Below are 22,758 nucleotides of genomic sequence, written 5' to 3' on the forward strand. Positions count from 1 at the left end.
GTTTCACTTTCCTGTAGCATCAGATGCGGATAGCGAGGACGCATTGTTTCTCGGAGGCCCAATTATGACACTCACCCGCACTTTCGGCTTGATCCTTGCTGGGGCGGCGTTGCCGCTGGGCGGCTGCGTTTACAATGGCGGCCAGAAATATGTGCCGAATGCCTCGGACTTGGCCGCTCAGGAAGCGGCGGCGGCTCCCGCCGCGGCTGAGAAGAAAGCCAAGAATGTCATCCTGTTTATCGGTGATGGCATGGGCATCTCAACGATCACTGCCGCGCGGATTTATGCCGGGCAAAAGCGCGGGCAATCGGGCGAGGAATATGTCCTGCCGTTTGAAAAGTTTGACAATGTCGCGCTGGTGAAGACCTACAACACCAACGCTCAAGTGCCCGATAGCGCGGGCACGGCCACCGCAATGCACTCGGGCAAGAAAACCAGCATTGGTGTGCTGGGCGTCGGACCGGAGGCCAAGCGGGCCGATTGCGCCTCTGCCTTGGCCAATCCGCTGCCACTGCTCGGCGAAGAAGTGAAGCAGCGCGGCCTTGCCCTGGGCATCGTCTCCACCGCGCGCATTACCCATGCAACACCGGCGAGCGTCTATGCGCGCAGCGCCGACCGCAATTGGGAGGCGGATGCTGCGATCCCAGAGGAAGAGCGCGGGAAGGGTTGCAAGGATATTGCGACGCAGCTGATCGGCTCTAGCTTTGAGGTCGCCCTGGGCGGAGGGCTCGGCGCGTTTTACGGCAGTGACGTCGGCGGGCGCCGCTCGGAGGCCACGGCCAACCTCCCAGGCCTATGGGCCGCGCGCACCGGCGGCACCTTTGTGCGCGACAAAGACGCCTTGGCCGCTGCTCCAACCGACAAGCCAGTGCTGGGCCTCTTCTCGGGCAGCCACATGACCTATATGGCCGAGCGGATGGACGGCAGTGACAAGGGCGCGAGCGAGCCAACCCTGACCGAAATGACCAGCCAGGCGATTGCGCGGCTCAAAACTGATCCACAGGGCTATTATCTCATGGTCGAAAGCGGCCGGATCGATCATGGCCACCACGCGGGCAAGGCGGGCTTTGCTTTGGAAGAAACGGTCGAGTTTGCCAATGCGATCCAATACGCAATCGAAAATACCGACCCGGAAGAAACGCTGATCATGGTGACGGCGGATCACAGCCACGTGTTCACCATCGCTGGCTATCCGCGGCGCGGGAATGACATTCTGGGCCTTGTTGTCCCGCCAGAAGGCGACATTTCCAACCCAGACGAGCCGACCCTGGCGCAGGATGGCAAGCCGTACACGACACTGGGATATTGGAATGGTCCGGGCGCGCTGCATGATCATAGTGAGCGACCCGCGCCGGAAACCGGCGTAAATGCGCAGCAGCAAGCGGCAATCCCGCTTCGCAGCGAGACGCACGCCGACGAAGACGTCGCGCTCTATGCCCAAGGCCCCGGCGCGGAAAAAGCGCGCGGCGTGATCGAACAGAATGTGGTCTACGACATCATCCGTAGCGCGTTTGGCTGGGAATGAGCCCGGCAGATATTTGGCTTAGGCGCCAGCGAGAATTATAAGCCGTTGGAACCGGAGCGCAGCGCACTTTTGTGCGTGAGCACCGGAAGTCGAACGGCTCACAATTCGCAGCAAGCATAAGGCGAATATCCAACAAAAAACCCTCACCCCGGGGGCAATGGGGCGAGGGTTCCATGTGAGCGTTCGTCACGCTTGTACAAATCAGTCTGAACGAGGGTTGGGGCAACAGGGGGAAACCCGCCCTCAACTGACTTGCAAAAGAAAATTACGCGTATTCGCCTTACAGGTAAATGAATATGTGCCGGGGTTTGTCGTATTCCTACAACTAAACGCGGTTAAACCGTTCAACCCGGTCGACGAGATGATTTGCGCGGATCTCTGAATCGGAAAGCGCTGTCTGCAACCGACATTCCATAGCGATGATTCTTTAGCCGAACGGTGGTGCGGTGATTCTGCGAATCAAGCGCGACCCAATGGGTCAGCTGCCATCCGCCGGGCGCAGTGCCATCGCGCACAAAGATCATATTGATCACGCCAAATTCGGGCCGTTTGGGATCGCGCACTTCGACGCTGATCACATCATCATTGCCGGTGGGCATCATCTTGCCGAATTTCTTCACATCGCGCGTGGGATCAAGCAGCGCGCCAAGCGGCGAGTTCTTGATTGGCCAGCGTTCGACCTGATCAACGGTGTAATCGATCAAATAGAGCGATTTGCCGTTGGAGACGACGAGCAGATCGGTCCCCTTCTCATATTCGAAGCGGATCTTACCCGGCCGTTTCAGCGTCATTTCGCCCGCGATCACATTGCCCTGACGGTCAATCTGCGAGAAATCGGCCTTCATGGTCGAGATGGAGCGCAATGCGCCAGCGGCCACGTCGAGGTCATTTGCCTGCGCATAGGCAGGCGGTGCGGGGGCAAAGCTGGTCTCTGCAGGCAAGCCAAAAGCGGCGGCAATGGCGGCTGCGCTCGCGGCGGTGGCGGCAAGCGGTTTTGAAAATCTAAAAAGGTTCATACTCATAACCTATGCGATTAATGGGTTGGCGTTGAACTGCGGCTGAACTGAGCGTTTTGCAAGGGGTTAAGCACGCCAGATGCAGCGCCGCCTGAGCCATACAACGCAAAACCGCGCCGAAGCGCGGTAGTGGGCGCCTTATGCGGGGCGCATCCGCTGAAATTCTGGAAGCACCGCTGGCAATCTGCTGGGCAAATGCCCGGCGCAGAGCTGCGGTCAGAAGCTTACTTGATTTTGGCTTCTTTGAACTCGACATGCTTACGAACAACCGGATCGTACTTACGGAACACCATCTTTTCGGTGATGTTGCGCGGGTTCTTTTTGGTTGTGTAATAAAAACCCGTGTCGGCGGTCGAGACGAGCTTGATCTTGACGGTTGCGGGCTTCGCCATCGCGTTATCCTAATTCTATCTGATGGGCCCACCCAACTAAGCGCGTTTGAGCCGAAAAAATCAGGCGACGCGCGGAGCATCGCCTTGCAAGCCGCGCCATTTATCGATTCACCGCTCAGAGTCAAGCAAATCTGACTATTCGGCGCGGGCTTGAGCCTACCAATCAGAGCGGCTGGGTTTGCCGCGATTGGCCTTCACTGTGCCGCGCGCTTTCTTCGATTTGAGCCGCTTGGTCTTGCCCACCCGGTTGATCCGGGTTTTCGCCCGGCGTTTGGGCTGTTTATGGGCCTCTTCCAGCAGGTTCTCCAGCTTCTCTCGGGCGAGGCCGCGATTGGCCTCCTGAGTGCGGTGTTCGCGCGCCGTGATCAGCAGTTCGCCCGCCGCCGTCAGCTTGCTGCCCGCAAGTGTTCTGAGCCGCGCGAACACGGGAGGCGGCAGGCGCAGCGCATAGATATTGACGCGCAGCTGCACCTCGGTTGCAACCTTATTGGCGTTCTGCCCGCCGGGGCCGGAGCCTGCGAGGAAGCTCTCCTGCGCTTGGGCGTGCGCGCGTTCGAGCAGGTCTTTATCCATCGTCCTGTTCGGCGTTGATGGTGGGTTCGGTAACTTCGGGCGGCTCTGGCGCGGTCAGGCCCGCGCGCACGAAATCCTCTGGAAAGGGAGCATGGGCGGTGATCGTCGGCTTGGTGCTGCGCGCGATCCCAATGGTTTCAGCGTGCAGCATGGTGCGGCCTGCGCCTTTGTTCTGACCGCGCACCGGGCCATAGACCGGATCGCCCAGCAACGGCGCGCCGAGGCCCAGCAGCGCGTGGACCCGCAATTGGTGCGTGCGTCCTGTCTCCGGGCGAAAGCGGATCAGCGAGCGCTGTTTGTCGCCCTCGCCAATGGTCTGCAGCACCTCCCAATGCGAGATCGCAGGCTTGCCCTTTTTCGCCGCTATCATGCGCCAGCCCTTTTCCGCTGAGCTGATCTTGGAGAGTGCGAGCTCAATCGTGCCAGAGGTTTCCGCTGGCACCGCGTCGAGCACGGCCAGATAGGTCTTGGATACGGCGCGGTTTTCAAACGCCTTGTTGAAGCGTTTGAGCGCCTTGGGATTGCGAGCCAGCAGCAGGCATCCGCTGGTGTCTGTATCCAGCCGGTGAACCGCATGCGGCAACCGCTGAAACCCCAACTTCAGCTCATCGAGGTGATCGAACAGGCAGGGTCCGCCGCGGCGCGGACGATCCACTGGCAGGCCGGCAGGCTTATCGATCACGAGCGCCTCGCCATCTTCGAACAATATCGGGAGCATTGGGCAGGGCGCCTTTATGAAAGTTTGAGCCGGGCTGGGTTTAGCCCGCGCAAGGCATTGCCTAGCACAAAACCATTTTCGAGGTCGGCAAGTGTGAGCTGCGCTTCGACCGCGCGGCCTTCAGCGATCAGATGTTGGCGCAATATTCCGGGCAGCAGACCGAGCGCGGCGGGCGGCGTCAGCAGCACGCCATCTTTATCGCCTGGGTCTTTCGCCACAAAGATATTGCTAAAACTGCCCTCTGTGACGAGGCCATCGTCGCGCACAAAGATGGCTTCATCCACGCCGTGAGTGCGTGCAGCAGACAGCCCGTCTTCGTAAAAGCTGCGATCGGATGTCTTGTGCGCCAACCGCCAATCAGACGGGTCCAGCGGCAGAGGCAGAGCGATGCACTCAAAGTCATTGTCTTTGGGCGCAGGCAGCGGGCCTGTTTCCAAAGCGAGCGAGCCCAGCCGCGAGACGAGCAGTCGAACCTTGCACGCCGCCTCCAGATCAAAGCACAGCGCCTGGATCTGATTGCGCGCAGCATGGCGATCAAAGGAAAAGCCAAGCGTCGCCGCGCTCGCTTTCATGCGGCCCAGATGCAGCTCCAGCAGGTCGATCCCGCTTTCCGGTTCAAACCGCATGGTTTCAATCAAGTCCACTTGCGGGGCCGTGTGATCGGGCGAGGCGCGCCTTACAAATCCAGCTTTCACCTCGCTCTCGCGCCGCTCAGCGATCATCTCGCTATCGGCGACAATCGCTGAGCCCACGCCCAGCACGGCATTGCCTTGCGCATTCTCGATCGGGGTCAGACGCAGGGTGCGAATGGCGACATTGAAGGCGGCCGAGCCGTCCGCATCAATCCGGCCAATCGCGCCGCAATAGGGCCCGCGCGCATCGCGCTCGTAATCACCGATCAGTTCCATCGCGCGGATTTTCGGCGCGCCGGTGATCGACCCGCAAGGAAACAGAGCGCGCACCAGATCAACCGGGCCATTGTCCGGGGTCAGCCGGGCGCGGACGGTGGAGACCATTTGATGCAATGTCGGATAGCTCTCGACCGCAAAGGGTTTGTCGACGCGCACGCTGCCGGGCTCTGAAATGCGGCTGAGATCGTTGCGCATCAGGTCAACGATCATCAGGTTTTCCGCTTTGTCCTTCTCCGACGTCGCCAGATCATCCGCGAGCGCCGCATCGGAGGCCACATCAGCCCCGCGCGGCCGTGTGCCCTTCATCGGTTTGGCTTTGGCGTCTTTGCCATCGAGCGCCACGAACAGCTCCGGCGAGAAGCTCAGCAGCCAGTGCGAGCCGTCAAATACGATCCCGCCATAACCAGCGCTCGCGGCGCTGCGCAGCTGAGCATAGATCGCCAGCGGATCGCCGCGATATGATCCGGCAAGCGGATAGGTGAGATTGGCCTGATAAATATCGCCTGCGCGGATTGCCTCTTGCAGGGCCTCGAACGCTTTGGCGTATCCGCCGGGCGACAGCTGAGGGTCGAGCGGACCGATCGAAGACGCGCCCGCGCCGCCTGCGTCAGCGCCGCTGTCCTCAGCGCGCGCAGCCAGCCAGCCCGGCACATTGCCAGCGGGGATTTCCTCCGCCTTATCAAACAGACCGAACCACACCAGCGGACCGTTTGCGCCGCTGCGGCTGGCGGCGAGTTTTGCAAGCTTTGGCTCGAGCGCGAGGCCCGCTTCATAGGCGATGTAGCCAGCGAGCTCTCCGCCATGCTCAGCCTGCGCAGAGCGCGCATCAGCCAGAGCGCGTTCCACCTCGTCTGGGCGATGAGCGGCAAAGATTTGTCGTGGGTTTTCATACAGACGCGCAGGCGCGGCGGCGGCGCTGTCTGCATTTTCCTCGCGCGCATCGTCCAGCAGAATAAACGCAGTCACCTCACCCATATGCCCAGCCTTTAGAGCATCCACGCTTCAAGTCGACCACCTATGTCGCTGCATACGTTGCCGCGTGCAAGCGACACCTTGACCGCTTGGCCCTGTCACTTCACACATTCGGCAAGACAAAATGATAAAAAAGGGCGTTTTGCGAACATGAGCGATAAACCAGGCGAAATCTTTCTGGGGCTGGGCAGCAATGGCGAGAACCAGCATCTCGCACTCAGCCGGGCGAACCGTCACGGGTTGATCGCAGGTGCTACCGGCACGGGTAAGACGGTCACCTTGCAGGGGCTGGCAGAGAGCTTTTCCGTCAATGGCGTGCCGGTGTTCGTGGCCGACGTGAAGGGCGATCTGTCTGGCATTGCGATGCCTGGCAGCGCAAAGTTCAAGCACGCCGACAAGCTTGAAGGCCGCGCCAAAGAGCTCGGCATGGACGACTATGATTATTCCGACAATCCGGTGGTCTTCTGGGACCTGTACGGCGAGCAAGGCCATCCAATCCGCACGACCATTTCTGAAATGGGGCCGCTGCTGCTCGCCCGCCTGCTTGATCTCAACGACACGCAGGAAGGCGTGCTGCAAATCATCTTTCGTCATGCTGACGACAACGGCCTGCTGCTGCTCGATTTCGGCGATCTGCAAAGCATGCTGCAATGGGCCAATGAGAACGCCAAGGAGCTCTCGGGCAAATATGGCAATGTGTCGAAGCAATCGGTCGGCGCGATCCAGCGCCAGCTACTGAGTTTTGAAGCGCAGGGTGCGGATTACTTCTTTGGCGAGCCTGCGCTGGAAATCGACGACTTTCTGCAATGCGATGAGACCGGGCGCGGTATCGTGAATGTGCTGGCGGCGGATAAGCTGATGCGCAGTCCGAAGCTCTACGCCACCTTCCTGCTGTGGCTGCTGGCTGAGCTGTTTGAGAGCCTTCCCGAGGTGGGCGATCCTGAAAAACCCAAGCTCGTGTTCTTCTTTGATGAGGCGCACCTGCTGTTCGACGATGCGCCCAAAGCGCTGGAGGAGAAGATTGAGCAGGTCGTTCGCCTGATCCGCTCAAAAGGCGTTGGTGTGTTCTTTGTGACGCAAAACCCGATCGATATTCCTGAAGAGGTCGCGGGCCAGCTGGGCAATAGGGTGCAGCATGCCCTGCGTGCATTCACCCCGCGCGATCAGCGCGCGATCAAAGCGGCGGCGGAGACCTTCCGGATCAATCCCGACCTCGATGTTGAGGAAGCCATCACAGAGCTGAAAGTGGGTGAGGCGCTGGTCTCAACCCTCGACGAAGACGGCGCTCCGACCATCGTACAGCGCACTCTGATCAAGCCGCCGCGTTCGCGCCTCGGCCCGGTTACGGCTAAAGAGCGCGCGATCATCCAATCGATCAGCCCGTTTGAAAACAAATATGATGAGGCGATCGACCGCGAAAGCGCCGAGGAAATTCTGGCCGCGAAAAGCGCCGATGCCGCTGAGACCGCGCAAGAAGTCGAGGAACAAGGCGAGGAAGAGGTGCGCAAGCGCCCGCGCAAGACCAAGAGCATGTGGGAAAAGGCTTTGTCGCGCGGCACCAAAGTGGCTGCAGGCGGAATGGCGGGGGCTGCAGCGTCTGCGATCCTGGGCAAGAAATCGCGCGCAAACCCGATGAAATCCGGGATCAAATCAGCCGTCGGGTCAATCGCAACTGATTTGGCTGGACCAGTCGCTGGGCGGTTTGTGCGCAACCTCATCGGCGGCTTAATGCGTTGATCACGGGGCTTTGGCCCGCATGCTTGCTGCAAATTGACCCGATCTGCGCTTCCGGTGCTCACGTGCTGTAAGCACGCTGCGCGCCGGTTCTGAAACGGATCAATTTTCGCCGACACCTGCGAGCCAAATCTCCCGCGATCAAATTGGCGCTAAGTTGGGAAACGCCTCAAACGCTCAAAACGTGATTTTCAAATTTTAGGCGCGCGGGCATTTTGAAATCGAGCAGCGCTTCGCTGTCGGCTGAGCGCAGCATTGCTTCGCAGGCCTCGCGGTCGGCGCCCTTAATCGAGGCGAGATAATCGAGCCCGCGCTGGAGCATCCATAGGCTGAAGGGTGCAGCGATGCGCTGGCCCTTGGTGCCCTCAATCGTGAAACCAGCCATGCCGACGGCGCGCGGGATCTCCGTTTCCGGGTTGGCGGCGAGCCACTCGCCAAACATCTCCGCCACTTTCGCAAGATAGGGCACTTGCTCGCTCATCATGCGCGCCAGCACCGGCAGCAGCGTCTCGGGAATTTCGTCATTGGGCAGGAACTCGCCCGAAAGCGGCTCCTTCACATCGACCATGCGGCGGACCCATTCGGCCACGCGCGGAGCCAATCGCTCCATAATCTCGCCCGATGCCGGGTCGCGGTAAAGGTGGGCATAGAGCGGTCCGATCAGGCCCAAGTCCCCGATCGAAGGCCGCGATCCCAATAGGAAGGGATGCAGCGCGAAATGCGCGTCCAAATCAGCCAGCAAAGCCTCATAGCTCGCCTCAACCGCCGGGATTGTCGCCTCATTGATGCCAAGCATGGGGACGAAGCCGCGGAACATACTGCCGCGCTCTTTGCCGGTCGCATATTGCTCCTCCGGCGTGCCATCCGGCAGCGCGGTCTTGCCAAATTCGCCGTAAACCCACTCTTCGTTGTAATTCCAGCGGTAATGCATCGCCGGGATCACCAGCCATTCATCGCCAAAACATTCCAGCAGCAGCGCGGCTAGGCGCTGGCGCGGCGTTTCGGGATAGACTGACGGCCCGCCTTCGCTGGCCTCAAAATGATCGATGATCAGCGTGGTGTCTTGCAGAATCGACCCATCATCTTTCTGCATCACCGGGATGACCGGACGCCCGACATTGGGGATGATGATCTTCGAATAGACATCCGGGGTGGAGAGCACCTCGGTGTAATCCACTTGCTTCCAATCGAGGTAGCTGCGCGCCTTGCCGGAATAGAGCGAGAGCGGGGCGGCATAGAGAGTGTGGGGCAAGGGGGAACTCCAATTGATCTGTTTGGCGCTATCCTTGCCCGGTGTTTTCGCCCTTTGGAAGCGCAATCTCTGCCCGCAGTCCCATGACCGCTTCACCGTCGCGCAAATTGGAAAGTGTGAGCGTCCCGTCGTGCTGTTCAGCGATAGCGCGCGCCAGCGTTAGGCCTAGGCCCGCGCCGCCTGTTGCACGGTTGCGCGAGGCTTCGCCGCGGGTGAACGGCTCCATCATCGCCTCAATCTCGCTCGGCGGAATTCCGGGGCCCGTGTCATCGACGCGCAAGATGACCGCCTCACCCTCTTCGAGAACGGAGACCGTCGCGCTTTTGCCATAGCGCAAGGCATTGGCGATGAGATTGCGCAGCGCCCGTTTGAGCCAAGTGACCTGCGCGCGGGCGACCAGACGGGGCGGATCTTCGAGCGTGATCGGCTCGCCCAGATCTTCGAATTCTTCGGCCACGCTGGTCGTCAGCGCCGCCAGATCGACATCCTCAAAGCCGTTGTTCACCCGGCCCACCCGGGCCAGCACCAGAATGTCATCCAGCGTGTTGGTGATGTCCTCAATGCTGTCCGCCATGCGCTCGCGCTGGGTATCGTCAGGCACGCTTTCAATCCGCACGCGCAAGGCCGCCAGAGGCGTCTTAAGGTCATGGCCGATCGCGCCGAGCATAAAGTCTTTCTCGTCCAGCAAGGCGGCAATGCGCGCCTCCATCGTATTATGCGCCGCGATCAAACGCCGCATGTCGCCGGGTCCGCGTTCTTCCAGTTTCACCGCTTGATCAGGCTGGCGCGAAAAGTCGGTGACCCGCGTTGTCAGCGCCGCCAAGGGCCGGGTGATCCTCCGCAGCACGAAATAGAGCAGCGCAAACAAGATGGCGAAGATGAGGGCGGTTTGCACCAGGATTGAGCCAATCGCATTGCGCGGCGCGCGCGGCTCTGGGACGCGGGCGATCAACCATCCGGCTTCATCGGCGCGCTGCACGGCGGCGACCAATATGGGGCGCTCCTCCCATCCGGGCGAGCGCAGGCGCGGGCGGTCTTGCATCCGCTCTTTTACATAGGGATCGTCGCCCGCAATCCGCCGCGCGATGATGATATATCCGGCCTCCACCTCTTGCTGGGTCAGAACCTCGCGCAGCGCGCTCTCATAATCGGGCAGTCGCGGCTCATCGACGCCAATCGGCAGCTCTTCGGTGTATTCAACGCCCAGCCTGAATGGCCGCGCAAATGGCCTGCCTCCACCTTCGCCTTCGCCGTCAGCGCGGCGGTCCCTCACCGGCAATCCGCGTGCAATCCGGTCCGCTCTGCGCGCCTCGCGGCGCTCGGCCCGGCGGGCTTCTCTCTCCGCCAGATTTGATCGCCCGCTTTCGGCCACCAGTTGAAACGCGAGCGCACTGACAAGGCCGGTCTCGCGGCGCTGCTCGACCGCGCGGTAAAGCAAGGCGGCCGAAATCGCCTGCCCAGCCATTAGGCCAATCGCCAGCACCAGCATCACTTGGCCCAGCAGGCTTTGAGGCAGCAGGCGCTTCATTCAGACGTATCAGGCGCAAAGCGGCTGACCTGAGCGGCAAAGCGATAACCCCCGCCGCGCACGGTCAGGATCAATTGCGGATCGCGGCTGTCGGCCTCGATCTTGCGGCGCAGGCGGCTCACCTGATTGTCGACCGCCCGGTCAAACAAATGCGCCTCTCGCCCCTGGACCATGTCGAGCAATTGATCGCGGTCGAGCACGCTGCGCGGATGATCGAGGAAAGCGCGCAACAGACGGAATTCTGCGGTGGAAATGGGCACGGTGACGCCCGCAGGATCAATGAGTTTGCGCTTTAGGGGGTCAAGCGACCAGCCTTCAAAGCCATAGTGGAGGTCCCCAGCATCTACAGGCGCGGCGGGCCCTCGCTGAGCGCGGCGCAGGACAGAGCGGATGCGCGCCACCAGCTCGCGCGGTTCGAAGGGTTTCACGACATAATCGTCTGCGCCCAGTTCCAGACCGACGATCCGGTCGGTCGGCTCCCCGCGCGCGGTGAGTAGAATGACGGGCAATTGCTGGGTTTCAACCAGATGGCGGCATAGCGAGAGGCCGTCTTCACCCGGCATCATGATATCAAGCAAGACGATGTCAGGCTTGGCCTTGAGCAGCGCGGTGCGCGCCGCGGCGGCGCTTTGCGCCTCGGTGACAGCAAAGCCCTGACCGCTCAGATATTCGGCCAGCGGCTCGCGCAGGGTTGCCTCGTCATCGACGAGCAGGATCGAGGTGTGGGCCGGGTCGGTCATAGTCGGTGCTTATGCGGGAATGGCGCGGCCCGGCCCGCTGCGCAACTCGTAAGTGAGCGGCGAGCGGGCCGGGCCTTTTGCTTTGCGCCAAGTCGCGGCGTTATCAGCGTGATCCGCGGCGTTCCTGACGCTGAGCGCGGCGGGCATCGCGGGCTGCCTCGCGTTCCTCGGCGGTGATTGTGCCGGAACCATCGGCATCCAGCCGAGCAAACCTGGCCTCAATCGCGGCGTCGAATTCGGCGCGGCTTACCGCTTGGTCATTATTGGTGTCGGCCCGGCGCATCATGCGCATCGTGCGGTCGCCGCCTCTGCGTCCGCCGCGAGCGGCTCTGTCGCCGCCGCGCCGTTCACCGCGCCGTGCTTCGCGCGCTTCCTTAGCCGCATCCATTTCGGCCTGGCTTACGCCGCCGCTGTTGTCGGTGTCGAGGCGGGTGAAGCGTTTTTCAGCGCGCATGGCGCGGCGCTGCGCTCGGCGTTCTTCACGCTTTGCATCGCGTGCCTCGCGCGCTGCGGTCATTTCAGCTTCGGACAGCTCGCCATCATTATTAGTGTCGGCGGCGGCAAAGCGCTCTGCGCGTTTGGCCGTGCGGTCATCCGCGTTCAAAACGCCGTCAGAATTGGCGTCCATGCGGGCAAAGCGTTCAGCGCTCCTCGCCTTCATTTCCTCCAGTGAGACGACACCGTCGCCGTTGGCGTCTGCTTTGCCTTTGCCGCCGTGATGGTCAGCCATGGCAACGCCTGCGCCGCCAATACCGAGTGCCAGCGCCGCAGCGGACAATGTGAGAGTGATCTTTTTCATGCGTCTTGCTCCTTATAGAAGGTCTATCAGAAGAACCGCGGCGGCGCACTGGCTTGGCTCTTCGCAGGGAGGAAGTGAAGGCCAGCCATAGGCCAGTCACTGGGGTGACCTGGCCTATCCACGCTGGGGTATGATCGCTTTATGCGTCCACCGCGGCTCATGAGACCTCTTCTAGACCTCGTATGTCGCAGGAATATCTCGGATCACGGGCAAATTGTCGCGCTTTGTATCAGGCGGGCACGGGCGTTCATCTGGCGGCAAGTCCGCAGCTATGGTGTATGCTCAACGCGGGCGGTGTTCAGTGCCTTCTCCGGCGGTGATGAAGATGGCGGTCGCTTCGCTTGTCACGTCCGCAGTGTGCCAAACACCGGGAGGATTGATCGCATATTCGCCTGCGCCAAGCGGCACTTTAGCCACCTTTCCATCAGGAAATTCCTGGGTCAGCACCATCTCACCAGCGGTGCAGATCACCACTTCGCTGCCCTTCGGATGCATCTCCCACACGTCCCAGCTTTCAGCAAAGCTATACTGCGAGACGAGCCGCCCCTCCGGCCCGTCTGCGCCATGCCGCGCGCCGTAATCGGCATACCATTCCATCCCAGAAAAAGGTGGCTGGGGTTCGGACTTTGCACCTAGCCCTAAATGGATGAAAGCTTCGCTCAATTTGCGCGCGGTCATGATGTGCTCCTCCAGCTGAGATTTAGCCGCCTTGGGTCATGCAAAAGACGTTGAGTTTATTGCCGTCAGGATCGCGGAAATAGCCCGCGTAAAAGCCATCATCGCCGCGCGGCCCTGGTGCGCCTTCGTCACTGCCGCCCTTCGCTATCGCCACGTCATAGACCGCCTGGACCTTCTCCGGTGTCTCGACTTGCAATGCCACCATAGTGCCATTGCCAGGAGTCGCTTCTTGCTCGTCAAATGGCTTGGTCGCGGCCACGCCCGGCGCGCCGCCCATTGCGCCCCAGGCGATGAATGTCTCAAATTCCATCATCCGGCCAACGCCAAATTGCTCTGCGATGGTGTCATAAAACTCCGCCGCACGCGGCAGATCATTGGTGCCCAGGGTTACATAGCCGATCATGTTTGTTCCTCCTCAACGCTGCGCGCATCGGCTTAGTGCCAATGCGACTCGATGGTTAGAACATTACAGGAACAAAAAGCCGCTCGCAAGCGTGCCAAATTCGCCTTTGCATACCGCCAGTTACAGCGGCGCGCATTCCCGTTCCAGCCATGCAAGGTCTTCGCCATCCAGCTGCGGCGCTAGCAAAGCGCGCACTTGATCGTGATAGCTGTTGACCCATGCGATCTCGCTTTGCGTGAGCAGCGCCTTGTCGATCAGCTTGCGATCGAGCGGCACGAACGTGAGCGTTTCAAAGCCCAGATAGGTGCCCTCTGCGCGGTCGATTGCACGTTCCTCGACTAGCACCAGATTCTCGATCCGAATGCCAAAGGCATCGGGTTTGTAATAGCCCGGCTCGTTGGAGAGGAACATGCCAGCGTGCAGTTCGTGATTGGTGCCTGCTTGCCCGCCCAATGGCTTGGCAATGCGCTGAGGCCCCTCATGCACGGCGAGGAAGCTGCCGACGCCGTGGCCGGTGCCGTGGGCATAATCGACCCCGGCCTCCCACAGATATTGCCGTGCGAGCACGTCCAATTGTCCGCCGCTCGTGCCTTGAGGAAATACCGCCTGCGCGATCTGGATATGCCCTTTCAAAACGCGCGTGTTGCGGTCGCGCATTTCTTCGCTCGGCTGAGCGGCGCCATCAGCGGTGCCGATCCACACCGTGCGGGTAATATCGGTGGTGCCATCGGAATATTGCCCGCCAGAATCGACCAGATAAATGCTGCCGGGCGGGATGGTGATATTGCTGTCTTCATCGACCTTGTAATGCGGCAGAGCGGCATGGCCTGCGGCAGCTGAAATCGTGTCGAACGAGAGATCGCGCAGACCGCTGTGCTGCTCGGCGAAATTCTTCCAGCTTTGCTGCTGCGCCCAGCTCATCAACCTCGCCGCTGGGCGCGGTCACCTCCAGCCAGCGCAGGAAGCGGGCAACCGCCGCACCGTCACGCGCCTGAGCATCGCGGTGACCCTGCTGTTCGACTGGGTTCTTGATCGCTTTGGCGAGGATCGTCGGGTCGGCTTTCAGCGCCACTTTCGCGCCCGCCTTTGTGAGGGTCTGGGCAATGGCCGCCACCCCGAAATTGGGATCGACGCTCACGCTCTTGCCGCCCATTTCGCTGAGCGCCGCGCTAAACTCATCGCGCGCGCGGATCGTCACCGCATTGCCCAGGTGCTGGGTCAGCTCCGGAGTGACTTTCTCAGGCGCAATAAACAGCTCTGCGTGGCCATCTGCATGGGCGACCAGATAGGACAAGGTAACCGGCGTATGGGTCACATCCTGGCCGCGAATATTGAGCAGCCAGGCAATCGAATCGAGCGCAGAGACGACCAACGCATCATGGCCGTTTTCCTTCAGCCAATCGGCGATTTGCGCGCGCTTTTCTGCTGAATTGGCGCCCGCATGGGCATCCTCATGGGCAATCGCGGGGGCTAGCGAGGGCTCTGGCTGGTCCTGCCAAACGGCATCGATCGGATTGCCATTTGTCGCGACAAGTTCCAACCCGCTGTCTTTCAGTTGCGTGCCGGTCTGTTTCGCCCAGCCTGCCGTATGCAGCCACGCGTCATAGCCGATTTTCGCGCCTTGCTCGGCGTGTTTGGCCAGCCATGCGGTGAAGCTGTCGCCCGGAATGCTGCAATATTCATAGAGCGCGCCGTCGACCTGATCGCGGACTTGCACCGTATAGCGGCCATCCACAAACATCGCGGCATGATCCAGAGTGACGACGGCAAAACCGGCCGATCCGCCGAACCCGGTAAGCCAGGCTAGCCGCTGAGCATAGTCGCCGACATATTCGCTCATATGCTCATCGGAAATTGGCACGACAAAGCCAGTAAGTTCGCGGCGCTTCAATTCCTCGCGCAGGGCAGACAGGCGGGCTTCGTGGGTTTGCATCAGCATTTGGTCGTTTCCTAAAGGGCCATGCGCTTGCGACGCGCAATCGTTCGGCTATGACAATAGCATAGTTTGCAGCGCGCGGTGTTTAAAGCGCTGCGATAATTTGGCAAAGGATCGGCTCTATCCATGGCAAGCATGCGTATACCCTCGCTTTCGAGCGTGTCGGCCTGCGGGTTCACGCTGGCAATCGCGCTGGCCGTACTGCCGATCCAATCCGCCCAGGCCCAATCTGCCCAGGTAAAGACCCAAGAGGACCAATCCAACGTGACCAGTGAAACGGGCCAGACGGCCCCAACCTCTCCGCCGATTGCGGAAAAGCGCGAACACACATTCACTCACCACGGGATCACGGTTTCTGACCCCTATCACTGGCTCAAAGACCAATCCTATCCGGTGATCGATGATGAGGATGTGCTGGATTATGTGAAGGCGGAGAATGCCTGGTTTGAGGCAAATATGGGCTCGCAAGCGGGCCTCACCGAGGCGCTGTTCACCGAAATGCGCGCGCGCATCAAGGAAGACGACAGCACGGTTCCGCAAAAGGATGGCGACTACCTTTATTGGTCAGAGTTTGAAGAGGGCGCGCAATATCGCAAGCATTACCGCAAAGCGGTGGCAGATGGGGAGGCGGCTGAGGCGCAGCTGATCCTGGACGAGAACGTGCTGGCTGAGGGGCTTGAATATTTCCGTCTGGGCGCGGCCTCGATCAGCCAGAATGGCCGATACCTCGCCTATTCCACTGATACCAGCGGGGCAGAACGCTACACCGCGCGGATCAAGGATTTGCAGACTGGCGAGCTGCTGGCCGATGAGATCCCGAACCTGCGCAGCGGCCTGACCTGGGTCGCGAATGACACCGCACTGGTTTACGGCCCTTCGAGTGAAGAATGGCGCACACTCGAAGCAAAATTGCACGTCATTGGCACGTCATCGGATGATGACGTTGTGCTCTACAAGGAAGCCGATGAGAGCTTCTCTGTTGGCACCGGCCTGACCGCGCAGGAAGATTGGCTGGTGATTGCCAGCGGCGATAATGAGACCAGCGAAGTGCGCCTCGTGCCCGCGGACAATCCGACCGGCGAGCAGATCCTCGTGAAGGCGCGGCAAAAGGGCGTCGAATATTCGGTCGACGTGCGCGATGGCGAGCTGTTCATTTGGACCAATGATGAGCACATCAATTTCCGCCTGGCCAAGGCCAGCATTGATGCGCCGGGCACTTGGGAAACGGTGATTGCGGGCTCAAACGAGTTTTACCTCACTGATTTTGAGCTGTTTAAGGACTTCTTCGTGACCGAGGGGCGCTTGAACGGCCTCGATCAGATCCAGCTGCGGCAATATGATGCGCCGACCGTGGCCAAACCCATCGCCTTTCCCGAGGCGAGCTATAACGCAGGGCTGTCCAACAATCCTGAGTATGATGTGTCGAAACTGCGCCTGTCATACGAGAGCATGGTCACGCCGGATTCGGTCTATGATTATGATGTGGCGAGCGCTGGGCTAACTCTGCTGAAGCAGCAGGAAATCCCCAGCGGTTATGACGCCAGCCTTTACGCAACAGAGCGGCTGGAGGTTGAGGCCCGCGATGGAACCATGGTGCCGGTCAGTATCGTCTATCGGAAAGACCGCAAGGACTTGCTTGCCGCGCAAGGAATGGAAGGTCCCGGCCCGCTCCACCTCTATGCCTACGGTGCCTATGGCTATGCCGTGCCGCCGGGCTTTTCGACCACGCGCCTTAGTCTGGTTGATCGCGGCTTTGCCTATGCCATCGCCCATATCAGAGGCGGCGATGACCTCGGGCGGCGCTGGTATCTTCAGGGCAAACTCAATGAGCGCACCAACACCTTCAACGACTTCGTCGATGTCGGCCGCGGACTGATTGCTCAGGGCTACACCGCAGAGGGCAAAGTGACCGCCAGCGGCGGCTCGGCGGGCGGCGAATTGATGGGCGCGATCATCAATCAAGACCCGGCACAATATGGCGCCATTGTCAGCCACGTGCCGTTCGTCGATGTGCTGAACACAATGCTGGATGAAAGCCTGCCTCTGACGCCGGGCGAATGGCAGGAATGGGGCAACCCAATCGAGAGTAAGCAGGCCTTCGCCTATATCCTCAGCTACTCACCTTATGATCAGGTAACAGCTCAGGATTACCCGCCCATGCTGGTGACTGCCGGCCTCAACGATCCGCGCGTCACCTATTGGGAGCCAGCCAAATGGGTCGCCAAGCTGCGCGACACGAAGACCGATGACAACATCCTGCTGATGAAGACCAATATGGGCGCCGGGCATGGCGGCCAATCGGGCCGGTGGAATTCCCTACGCGAAACGGCGGAGGAGTTTGCTTTCATCCTGTGGCAGATGGGGATGACGGACGAAGCAACGGAAAAGGCGGGCAATTGAGCGAGCAACCGCGCGGCCAAGTGACCGGAAAGTTCACCCGCGCCTTTACCGCTGAGCCTCAGCACATTGATGAGCTCGGCCATGTGAACAATTCGGTCTGGGTCCAGTGGATCCAGGACCTTGCAACCGCGCATTGGGAGGCGGCGGCTGACCCTGCGCATGTCGAGGCGTTCTTCTGGGTCGTGATCCGGCATGAGATTGATTACCGCGGCAATATTCCCAGTGGCGAGAGCTGTGAGGGCACCACCTGGATCCCCGATCCGCCCAACGGTGCAAAGTCAGACCGCCTTGTCGAGTTTCGCGATGCCAGCGGCAAAGTGATCGTCGCGGCCCGCACCACATGGGCCATGCTGGAGCGCGCGAACCAGCGCCTTGCCCGCGTGCGCCCCGAAGTCATCGCTCCATTTCAAATCAGTGAGAATTCATGACCAGCCTACTTTTTGAACCTTTGACGCTGCCCAATGGCACGGTCCTGCCCAATCGCATTTGCAAGGCGGCGATGGAGGAGAACCTGGCGGTCCAACCCGGCCAATTGCCGGGCGAGAAGCTGTTCAGCCTGTACCAGCAATGGGCCGATGGCGGCGCGGGCCTGATCCTGTCAGGCAATGTCATGGTTGACCCATCTGCGCTGACCGGGCCGGGCGGCGTTGTCCTGCAAAACGGCACCGATCTTGCCCCGTTCAAGCATTGGGCCAAACTGGCCAAATCGGGCGGTGGTCAATTCTGGCTACAGATCAGCCATCCGGGCTAAGCAGCTGTATAAGAGCCTCGGCGAAACCGCTGTCTCGCCATCAGGCGTGGAGCTGAACCTGGGTAAATTTTCCTCGCTTTTTGCGCCGGTTCGCGCGCTCGAAGCGGACGAGATAGCGGCGATCATCACGCGCTTTGCCGACACAGCAGAACTGGCCGAGGCGGCGGGCATTGACGGCGTTCAGATCCACGGCGCGCATGGCTATCTGGTCAGCCAGTTTCTCTCACCATTGACCAATCAGCGCAGCGATGAATGGGGCGGCAGCCTCGAAAACCGCGCGCGTTTTCTGCTCGCAATCGTCGATGCGGTTCGCGCGCGGGTGAGCAAAGGCTTTGGTGTTGGGATTAAGCTCAATTCTGCTGATTTTCAGCGCGGCGGGTTTGAATTCGAAGACGCGCGGCAGGTCGTCCAATGGCTGAAAGGGCGCGGCATCGACTTTGTTGAGCTGTCCGGCGGCTCTTATGAAAGCCCGGCGATGCAAGGCAATCCGCAGGAAGAAGCGCCCAGCAGTTCGACCGAAAAGCGAGAGGCCTATTTCGTCGACTTCGCCCGCGATATTGCCAAGGTCGCCGACATGCCAATCATGGTGACGGGCGGGATCACAAAGCTGGATGTGGCAGAGGCGGCGCTGGCGCTGGACGAGAACGGTTTTGGTGTGGAGCTGCTCGGCATTGCGCGGGCGATGGCTGCTGATCCGGCTTTGCCCAACCACTGGCAAACCAAACAGAACGCTGATGTGACTTTGCCAGAGGCCAATTGGTCGAGCGATACGCTAAAAGCGCTGGCGACAATGGCGCTGACTAAGGCGCAATTGGAGAACATGGCGAAGGCTAAACCACCGGGCGATGGCGGCTGGCCGGTGAAGGCACTGCTGGCCGATCAATGGCGCGCGGCGCAGCGGGCGAAGCGCTACCGTGCGTGGCGAGCCTCAAGCGCCAGCTAGGCCGCGCTCTTTCGCGTGCGTCTGTTGGGCGAGCCTGCAAACAGGGTCAGACGCTCATAATTCATGCGATTGCGACCAGCGGCCTTCGCTTCATACAGCAGCATGTCGGCGCGCGCATACATGTCGTGGAAGGTCATCATGGTCGTGTCATGACGCGGCAATTCGATAAGGCCCATGCTGGCGGTGACCGGCATGTCTAGCCCTGCAACATCGTGCATGATACGCACTGGCACGGCTTCACGGAAAGCCTCGGCGCGCTGGCGCGTGTTCTTGCCGCGCAGCAGGATCACAAATTCCTCGCCGCCCAGACGCACCGCTATGGAATCGCGATTTTCGCCGCCGCGAATGGCATCGGCGCAGGCGGTTAGAGCGGCATCGCCGATCTGGTGGCCGTATTTGTCGTTGACCTGTTTGAAGCGGTCGAGATCAAGCAATGCAAAGGTGTCAAAGCCTTGTTCACGCAGATCATCAAAGCGGGTCTCCACCGCGCGGCGGTTGAGCAGGCCGGTGAGCGGATCATGTTCTGACAGGTGTGTCAGCTCTCGCGCATCGCGCAGCGCGCGGTCGCGCTCGCGGCGGATTTGCAGGAAGCGGTCGGCCACACCCAGCGCAGTGCCGATGCCCTCTGACAAAATGCCAATGTAGAAAATCGGCAGCGCGTCTTGCTGCACGCCAAGCGGGAAGACGTGGGTCACAATCTGAATGAAGGTCGCCAAGAACATCGGTGCCCAGCCGAACAGCTGGAACTTCACCGAACGGCTGCCGCGGCGCCAGGCGTCGACCAAGGCCATGACCAATACGATGATCGGCACGGCCATGCTGAAGGAATGGAAGTTTCCGCCTAGCGGGCGAAGCACTTCGAAAGAGGCCGCATGGATGATGCTGACAGCGACGGTCCAAACGGCGGCATAGGGAATGATACGGTGGAGCTTGGCGGAGATCTTGCCCGGCTCGATAAAGCTGCGGGTGAACATCAGCGCGACCGCCACGCCCAATCCCATGCTCATGATCAGGCTGACGCGCAGAACCTCGGCGCTCATCGGCATCAGCAGGCCAAACAGATTGGCCCGCGTCGCAATCATCACTGCGAACACCACCGAGAGGGCAATGTGCCAGGCGAGGAAGGATTGGCGCAAAACGAGCAAAAACGCCCCGTCGAGCGCGATTGGGATCAGCAGCACGCCGATCAAGGCGGCCAATGCGAGTAGGGCCGCGACATCGCTCTCGCTAAGGCCCGGCGCTTCATCGAGCAGCTCGGCCCGGGTGAGCGTCGGCCCGTGCCCATTGCCGGTGAAGGCCGCGAGCACTCGGCGCGGCGGCGCGGCGCTGCTGGGTAGGTCCGTGTAGATGTGAGGAGAGCCGATGGCGCTTTCCATGTCGGCCATCGTCTTGGTTTCATAAGTCCAGCGGCCATTGGCGTCTTGCACCGCCAGATCGAGCTGATCGAAATGGCCGAGACGGGTGTAGAGCACTGTGGGAGCGGTTTCGCCCTCCGCGACGTCGAACCGCAATGTCCAATCGCCGCCAGCGGGCTCATTGGTTAAGGGTTTGCAATTCCAGTTCTGCTCCGTGTTCGCTGCGGCGTTAACTTTTGGAGTTTCGCCCGACGCGTCAACCAGGACACCCGAGACGATGCAGGGCGCACGCGTTTCTGCCGCTGCGGCAGGTGATATGCCCAGCGCGGCGACCAGCGCGAAAATCAGCGCCAAGAAAAGATCGTTAACCCAAACCCGTGTCACGAGATGTTAACTACGGTAAAACCCCTTAGAGCAGGTTAAAGCCTTGTAAGAAAATCCGACGTTTTTTTGAGTGCGTATAAGTATTCGCAAGTATTGGTTTAGTGGGGCTGCGCTCAGGTGGCGCGGGGCGCTTTGCACCGGTCAGCCGTGCAGCGCCGCCGCATTATTCGCCCTGTTGAAAAGTTACGGCGGCGATTGTCACTAATCCGTCGCATACCGGTCATAGACGCGTCTCGAATCTGCAAAGGTTAGGGAATCCGATGACACGTAACGTTTCACTTATTGCACTGGCTGGCGCCATGGTGGTCTCCGCCCCTGCCAGCGCTCAAGACAGCGGCGATCTGCGCGAAGAAATGGCGCAAATGCGCGAGCAAATGGCGGCAATGGCCGCTCGCATTGATCAGCTCGAAGGTGAGCTGGAAGATGTCGAGGCCGAGGCCGTCGCGGCAAAAGCCGAAGCAGTATCTGCCGGCACAGCAATTGCTGCGGTCCAAGAGACCCAGAAAGAGCAAGACGCAGCCAGCATTGAGTTTAAAGGCACGCCGCAGATCAAAGCGGATGGCGGCTGGAGCTTTAAGCCGCGCGGGCGCCTGCAATATGATGCGGGCTTCATCAACGCGCCGAACTCAACCGGAGCCGAAGAAGGCTTTGGCAATGATGTGCGCCGCGCGCGTCTTGGCATTTCTGGCGATATGCCGGGCGGATTTGGCTATAAGTTCGAAGTCGATGTCGCCAACAGCGATCTCACCGTCACCGACGCAATCATCTCTTACGAAGCTGGCGACGTTGATATTCAGGTCGGCCAGTTCAACAATTTCCAAGGGCTGGAAGAGCTAACCAGCAGCCTGCACACCTCTTTCATTGAGCGTGCGGCCTACACCGATGCGTTCAACTTCATCCGCCGCGTCGGCGTCGGCGTCACCTACGGCGCGGGCGATGTTCTGGTTCAAGGCGGCGTGTTCACCGATAATATGGACCGCCTCTCCAACCAGAATTGGAGCGCCGATGGCCGCGTGGTCTACATGCCAAAGCTTGGCGATGCTCAGCTGCACCTTGGCGGCTCACTGCACTATCGCTCTTATGAAGATGGCAGCACGGTTCGCTATCGCCAGCGTCCACTCGTTGGCTTCACCAGCGAACGCTTCATCAACACCGGCAATCTGGGCGCAGAAAGCGAAACCGGCTTTGGCCTGGAAAGCGCCATTATCTCGGGCCGCTTCCACGCGGCGGTAGAGGGATATTGGCAGAACCTCGAAATGCCGGTTGGCATGGACGATCCAAGCTTCTTCGGCGGCTATGCCGAGGTTGGCTATTTTCTCACCTCGGGCGATACACGCGGTTATAAGGGCGGCAAGTTTGACCGCACCAAACCGGCCAATCCGGTTGGTGAAGGCGGTATGGGTTCGCTGCAGATTAACGCCCGCTATGACCGGCTTGATCTGAATGATGGCGGTGTCTTTGGCGGCACGCAAGACGGATACTTCCTGTCGCTGGTGTGGAAGCCGACCGATTACACCATGCTGCTCGCAAATTATGGCCGCCTGCAGTACAATGATGCGGTTCTGCCAACGGCAACGGGCGATACGTCCTACGGGGTCGATTCCTTCGGCGTTCGCGCTCAGATCGACTTTTAATTTCGCGGCGGCGGCACGGCGCGGCGCGTATCGGCGCCCTGCCTGCTGCTGTCATAAGCATGTCACATAGGCCGCATAGCGCGCCCATGAATTCTTCTATCAAGGACCATCCTG

19 protein-coding genes and 1 pseudogene are annotated in these 22,758 nt (G+C 60.4%); 7 read left to right on the plus strand and 13 right to left on the minus strand.

Annotated features, from left to right (window positions below):
* The first annotated feature begins 64 nt into the window (after positions 1-64).
* A complete protein-coding gene (locus tag AC0V6U_RS15300) occupies positions 65-1,525 on the plus strand; it encodes an alkaline phosphatase (RefSeq protein WP_472643986.1) in 1,461 nt (486 codons plus the stop codon).
* 344 nt (positions 1,526-1,869) lie between these two features.
* Here the strand turns inward: AC0V6U_RS15300 and AC0V6U_RS15305 are convergent, their stop codons facing one another.
* The 5 genes from AC0V6U_RS15305 to pabB all read right to left on the minus strand — a co-directional run bounded on the left by AC0V6U_RS15305 (position 1,870) and on the right by pabB (position 6,110).
* Entirely contained in the window at positions 1,870-2,541 is a 672-nt protein-coding gene (locus AC0V6U_RS15305) for a LolA family protein (protein ID WP_472643987.1), read from the minus strand.
* A 224-nt stretch (positions 2,542-2,765) separates the two neighbouring features.
* Positions 2,766-2,933, minus strand: a complete 168-nt coding sequence (rpmG, locus tag AC0V6U_RS15310) for a 50S ribosomal protein L33 (protein ID WP_472639973.1) — start codon at positions 2,931-2,933, stop codon at positions 2,766-2,768.
* Positions 2,934-3,089: 156 nt separating this feature from the next.
* On the minus strand, positions 3,090-3,506 hold the full coding sequence (gene arfB, locus AC0V6U_RS15315) for an alternative ribosome rescue aminoacyl-tRNA hydrolase ArfB (protein ID WP_472643988.1): 417 nt from the start codon (positions 3,504-3,506) through the stop codon (positions 3,090-3,092).
* Entirely contained in the window at positions 3,499-4,224 is a 726-nt protein-coding gene (locus AC0V6U_RS15320; protein ID WP_472643989.1) for an RluA family pseudouridine synthase, read from the minus strand. The genes arfB and AC0V6U_RS15320 overlap by 8 nt, the downstream gene beginning before the upstream one ends.
* A 14-nt stretch (positions 4,225-4,238) precedes the next feature.
* Positions 4,239-6,110, minus strand: coding sequence for an aminodeoxychorismate synthase component I (pabB, locus tag AC0V6U_RS15325; RefSeq protein ID WP_472643990.1), 1,872 nt, complete (start codon positions 6,108-6,110; stop codon positions 4,239-4,241).
* A gap of 147 nt (positions 6,111-6,257) precedes the next feature.
* On the opposite strand from pabB, the gene AC0V6U_RS15330 reads away from it, so the two are divergent.
* Entirely contained in the window at positions 6,258-7,844 is a 1,587-nt protein-coding gene (locus tag AC0V6U_RS15330) for a helicase HerA-like domain-containing protein (RefSeq protein WP_472643991.1), read from the plus strand.
* Positions 7,845-8,010: 166 nt separating this feature from the next.
* Here the strand turns inward: AC0V6U_RS15330 and AC0V6U_RS15335 are convergent, their stop codons facing one another.
* The 7 genes and pseudogenes from AC0V6U_RS15335 to AC0V6U_RS15365 all read right to left on the minus strand — a co-directional run bounded on the left by AC0V6U_RS15335 (position 8,011) and on the right by AC0V6U_RS15365 (position 15,180).
* The gene (locus AC0V6U_RS15335; protein ID WP_472643992.1) at positions 8,011-9,093 is read right to left on the minus strand and encodes a glutathione S-transferase family protein; all 1,083 of its coding nucleotides are present in this window, start codon (positions 9,091-9,093) and stop codon (positions 8,011-8,013) included.
* 28 nt (positions 9,094-9,121) lie between these two features.
* A complete protein-coding gene (locus tag AC0V6U_RS15340) occupies positions 9,122-10,621 on the minus strand; it encodes a sensor histidine kinase (protein WP_472643993.1) in 1,500 nt (499 codons plus the stop codon).
* Complete coding sequence (locus tag AC0V6U_RS15345; protein ID WP_472643994.1) at positions 10,618-11,361, minus strand: response regulator; 744 nt, start codon at positions 11,359-11,361, stop codon at positions 10,618-10,620. Before AC0V6U_RS15345 ends, AC0V6U_RS15340 begins: the two co-directional genes overlap by 4 nt.
* 103 nt (positions 11,362-11,464) lie before the next feature.
* The gene (locus tag AC0V6U_RS15350; RefSeq protein ID WP_472643995.1) at positions 11,465-12,160 is read right to left on the minus strand and encodes an EF-hand domain-containing protein; all 696 of its coding nucleotides are present in this window, start codon (positions 12,158-12,160) and stop codon (positions 11,465-11,467) included.
* A 282-nt stretch (positions 12,161-12,442) separates the two neighbouring features.
* Positions 12,443-12,838 (minus strand): cupin domain-containing protein, encoded by a 396-nt coding sequence (locus AC0V6U_RS15355; protein WP_472643996.1) that lies wholly within the window; start codon positions 12,836-12,838, stop codon positions 12,443-12,445.
* A gap of 22 nt (positions 12,839-12,860) precedes the next feature.
* On the minus strand, positions 12,861-13,241 hold the full coding sequence (locus AC0V6U_RS15360; protein ID WP_472643997.1) for a VOC family protein: 381 nt from the start codon (positions 13,239-13,241) through the stop codon (positions 12,861-12,863).
* A 120-nt stretch (positions 13,242-13,361) separates the two neighbouring features.
* Positions 13,362-15,180, minus strand: a pseudogene (locus AC0V6U_RS15365) (aminopeptidase P family protein).
* 123 nt (positions 15,181-15,303) lie between these two features.
* Here AC0V6U_RS15365 and AC0V6U_RS15370 point away from each other — a divergent pair.
* Genes AC0V6U_RS15370 through AC0V6U_RS15385 form a run of 4 tightly spaced genes read left to right on the plus strand, consistent with a single transcriptional unit; the run spans position 15,304 to position 19,271 of the window.
* Positions 15,304-17,577 carry a S9 family peptidase gene (locus AC0V6U_RS15370; protein WP_472643998.1) on the plus strand — a complete coding sequence of 758 codons (2,274 nt, stop codon included), beginning with the start codon at positions 15,304-15,306 and terminating at the stop codon, positions 17,575-17,577.
* A complete protein-coding gene (locus AC0V6U_RS15375; RefSeq protein ID WP_472643999.1) occupies positions 17,574-18,005 on the plus strand; it encodes an acyl-CoA thioesterase in 432 nt (143 codons plus the stop codon). The genes AC0V6U_RS15370 and AC0V6U_RS15375 overlap by 4 nt, the downstream gene beginning before the upstream one ends.
* Positions 18,002-18,328, plus strand: coding sequence for an oxidoreductase (locus tag AC0V6U_RS15380; protein ID WP_472644000.1), 327 nt, complete (start codon positions 18,002-18,004; stop codon positions 18,326-18,328). Before AC0V6U_RS15375 ends, AC0V6U_RS15380 begins: the two co-directional genes overlap by 4 nt.
* Positions 18,291-19,271 carry an oxidoreductase gene (locus AC0V6U_RS15385; RefSeq protein ID WP_472644001.1) on the plus strand — a complete coding sequence of 327 codons (981 nt, stop codon included), beginning with the start codon at positions 18,291-18,293 and terminating at the stop codon, positions 19,269-19,271. The genes AC0V6U_RS15380 and AC0V6U_RS15385 overlap by 38 nt, the downstream gene beginning before the upstream one ends.
* Here the strand turns inward: AC0V6U_RS15385 and AC0V6U_RS15390 are convergent.
* Complete coding sequence (locus AC0V6U_RS15390) at positions 19,268-20,980, minus strand: sensor domain-containing diguanylate cyclase (protein ID WP_472644002.1); 1,713 nt, start codon at positions 20,978-20,980, stop codon at positions 19,268-19,270. The genes AC0V6U_RS15385 and AC0V6U_RS15390 overlap by 4 nt on opposite strands.
* Before the next feature lie 290 nt (positions 20,981-21,270).
* On the opposite strand from AC0V6U_RS15390, the gene AC0V6U_RS15395 reads away from it, so the two are divergent.
* Positions 21,271-22,644: an OprO/OprP family phosphate-selective porin gene (locus AC0V6U_RS15395; RefSeq protein WP_472644003.1), complete on the plus strand. Its 1,374-nt coding sequence runs from the start codon at positions 21,271-21,273 to the stop codon at positions 22,642-22,644.
* The last annotated feature ends 114 nt before the right edge of the window (positions 22,645-22,758 follow it).

This window comes from Erythrobacter sp. W36 (assembly GCF_057364935.1).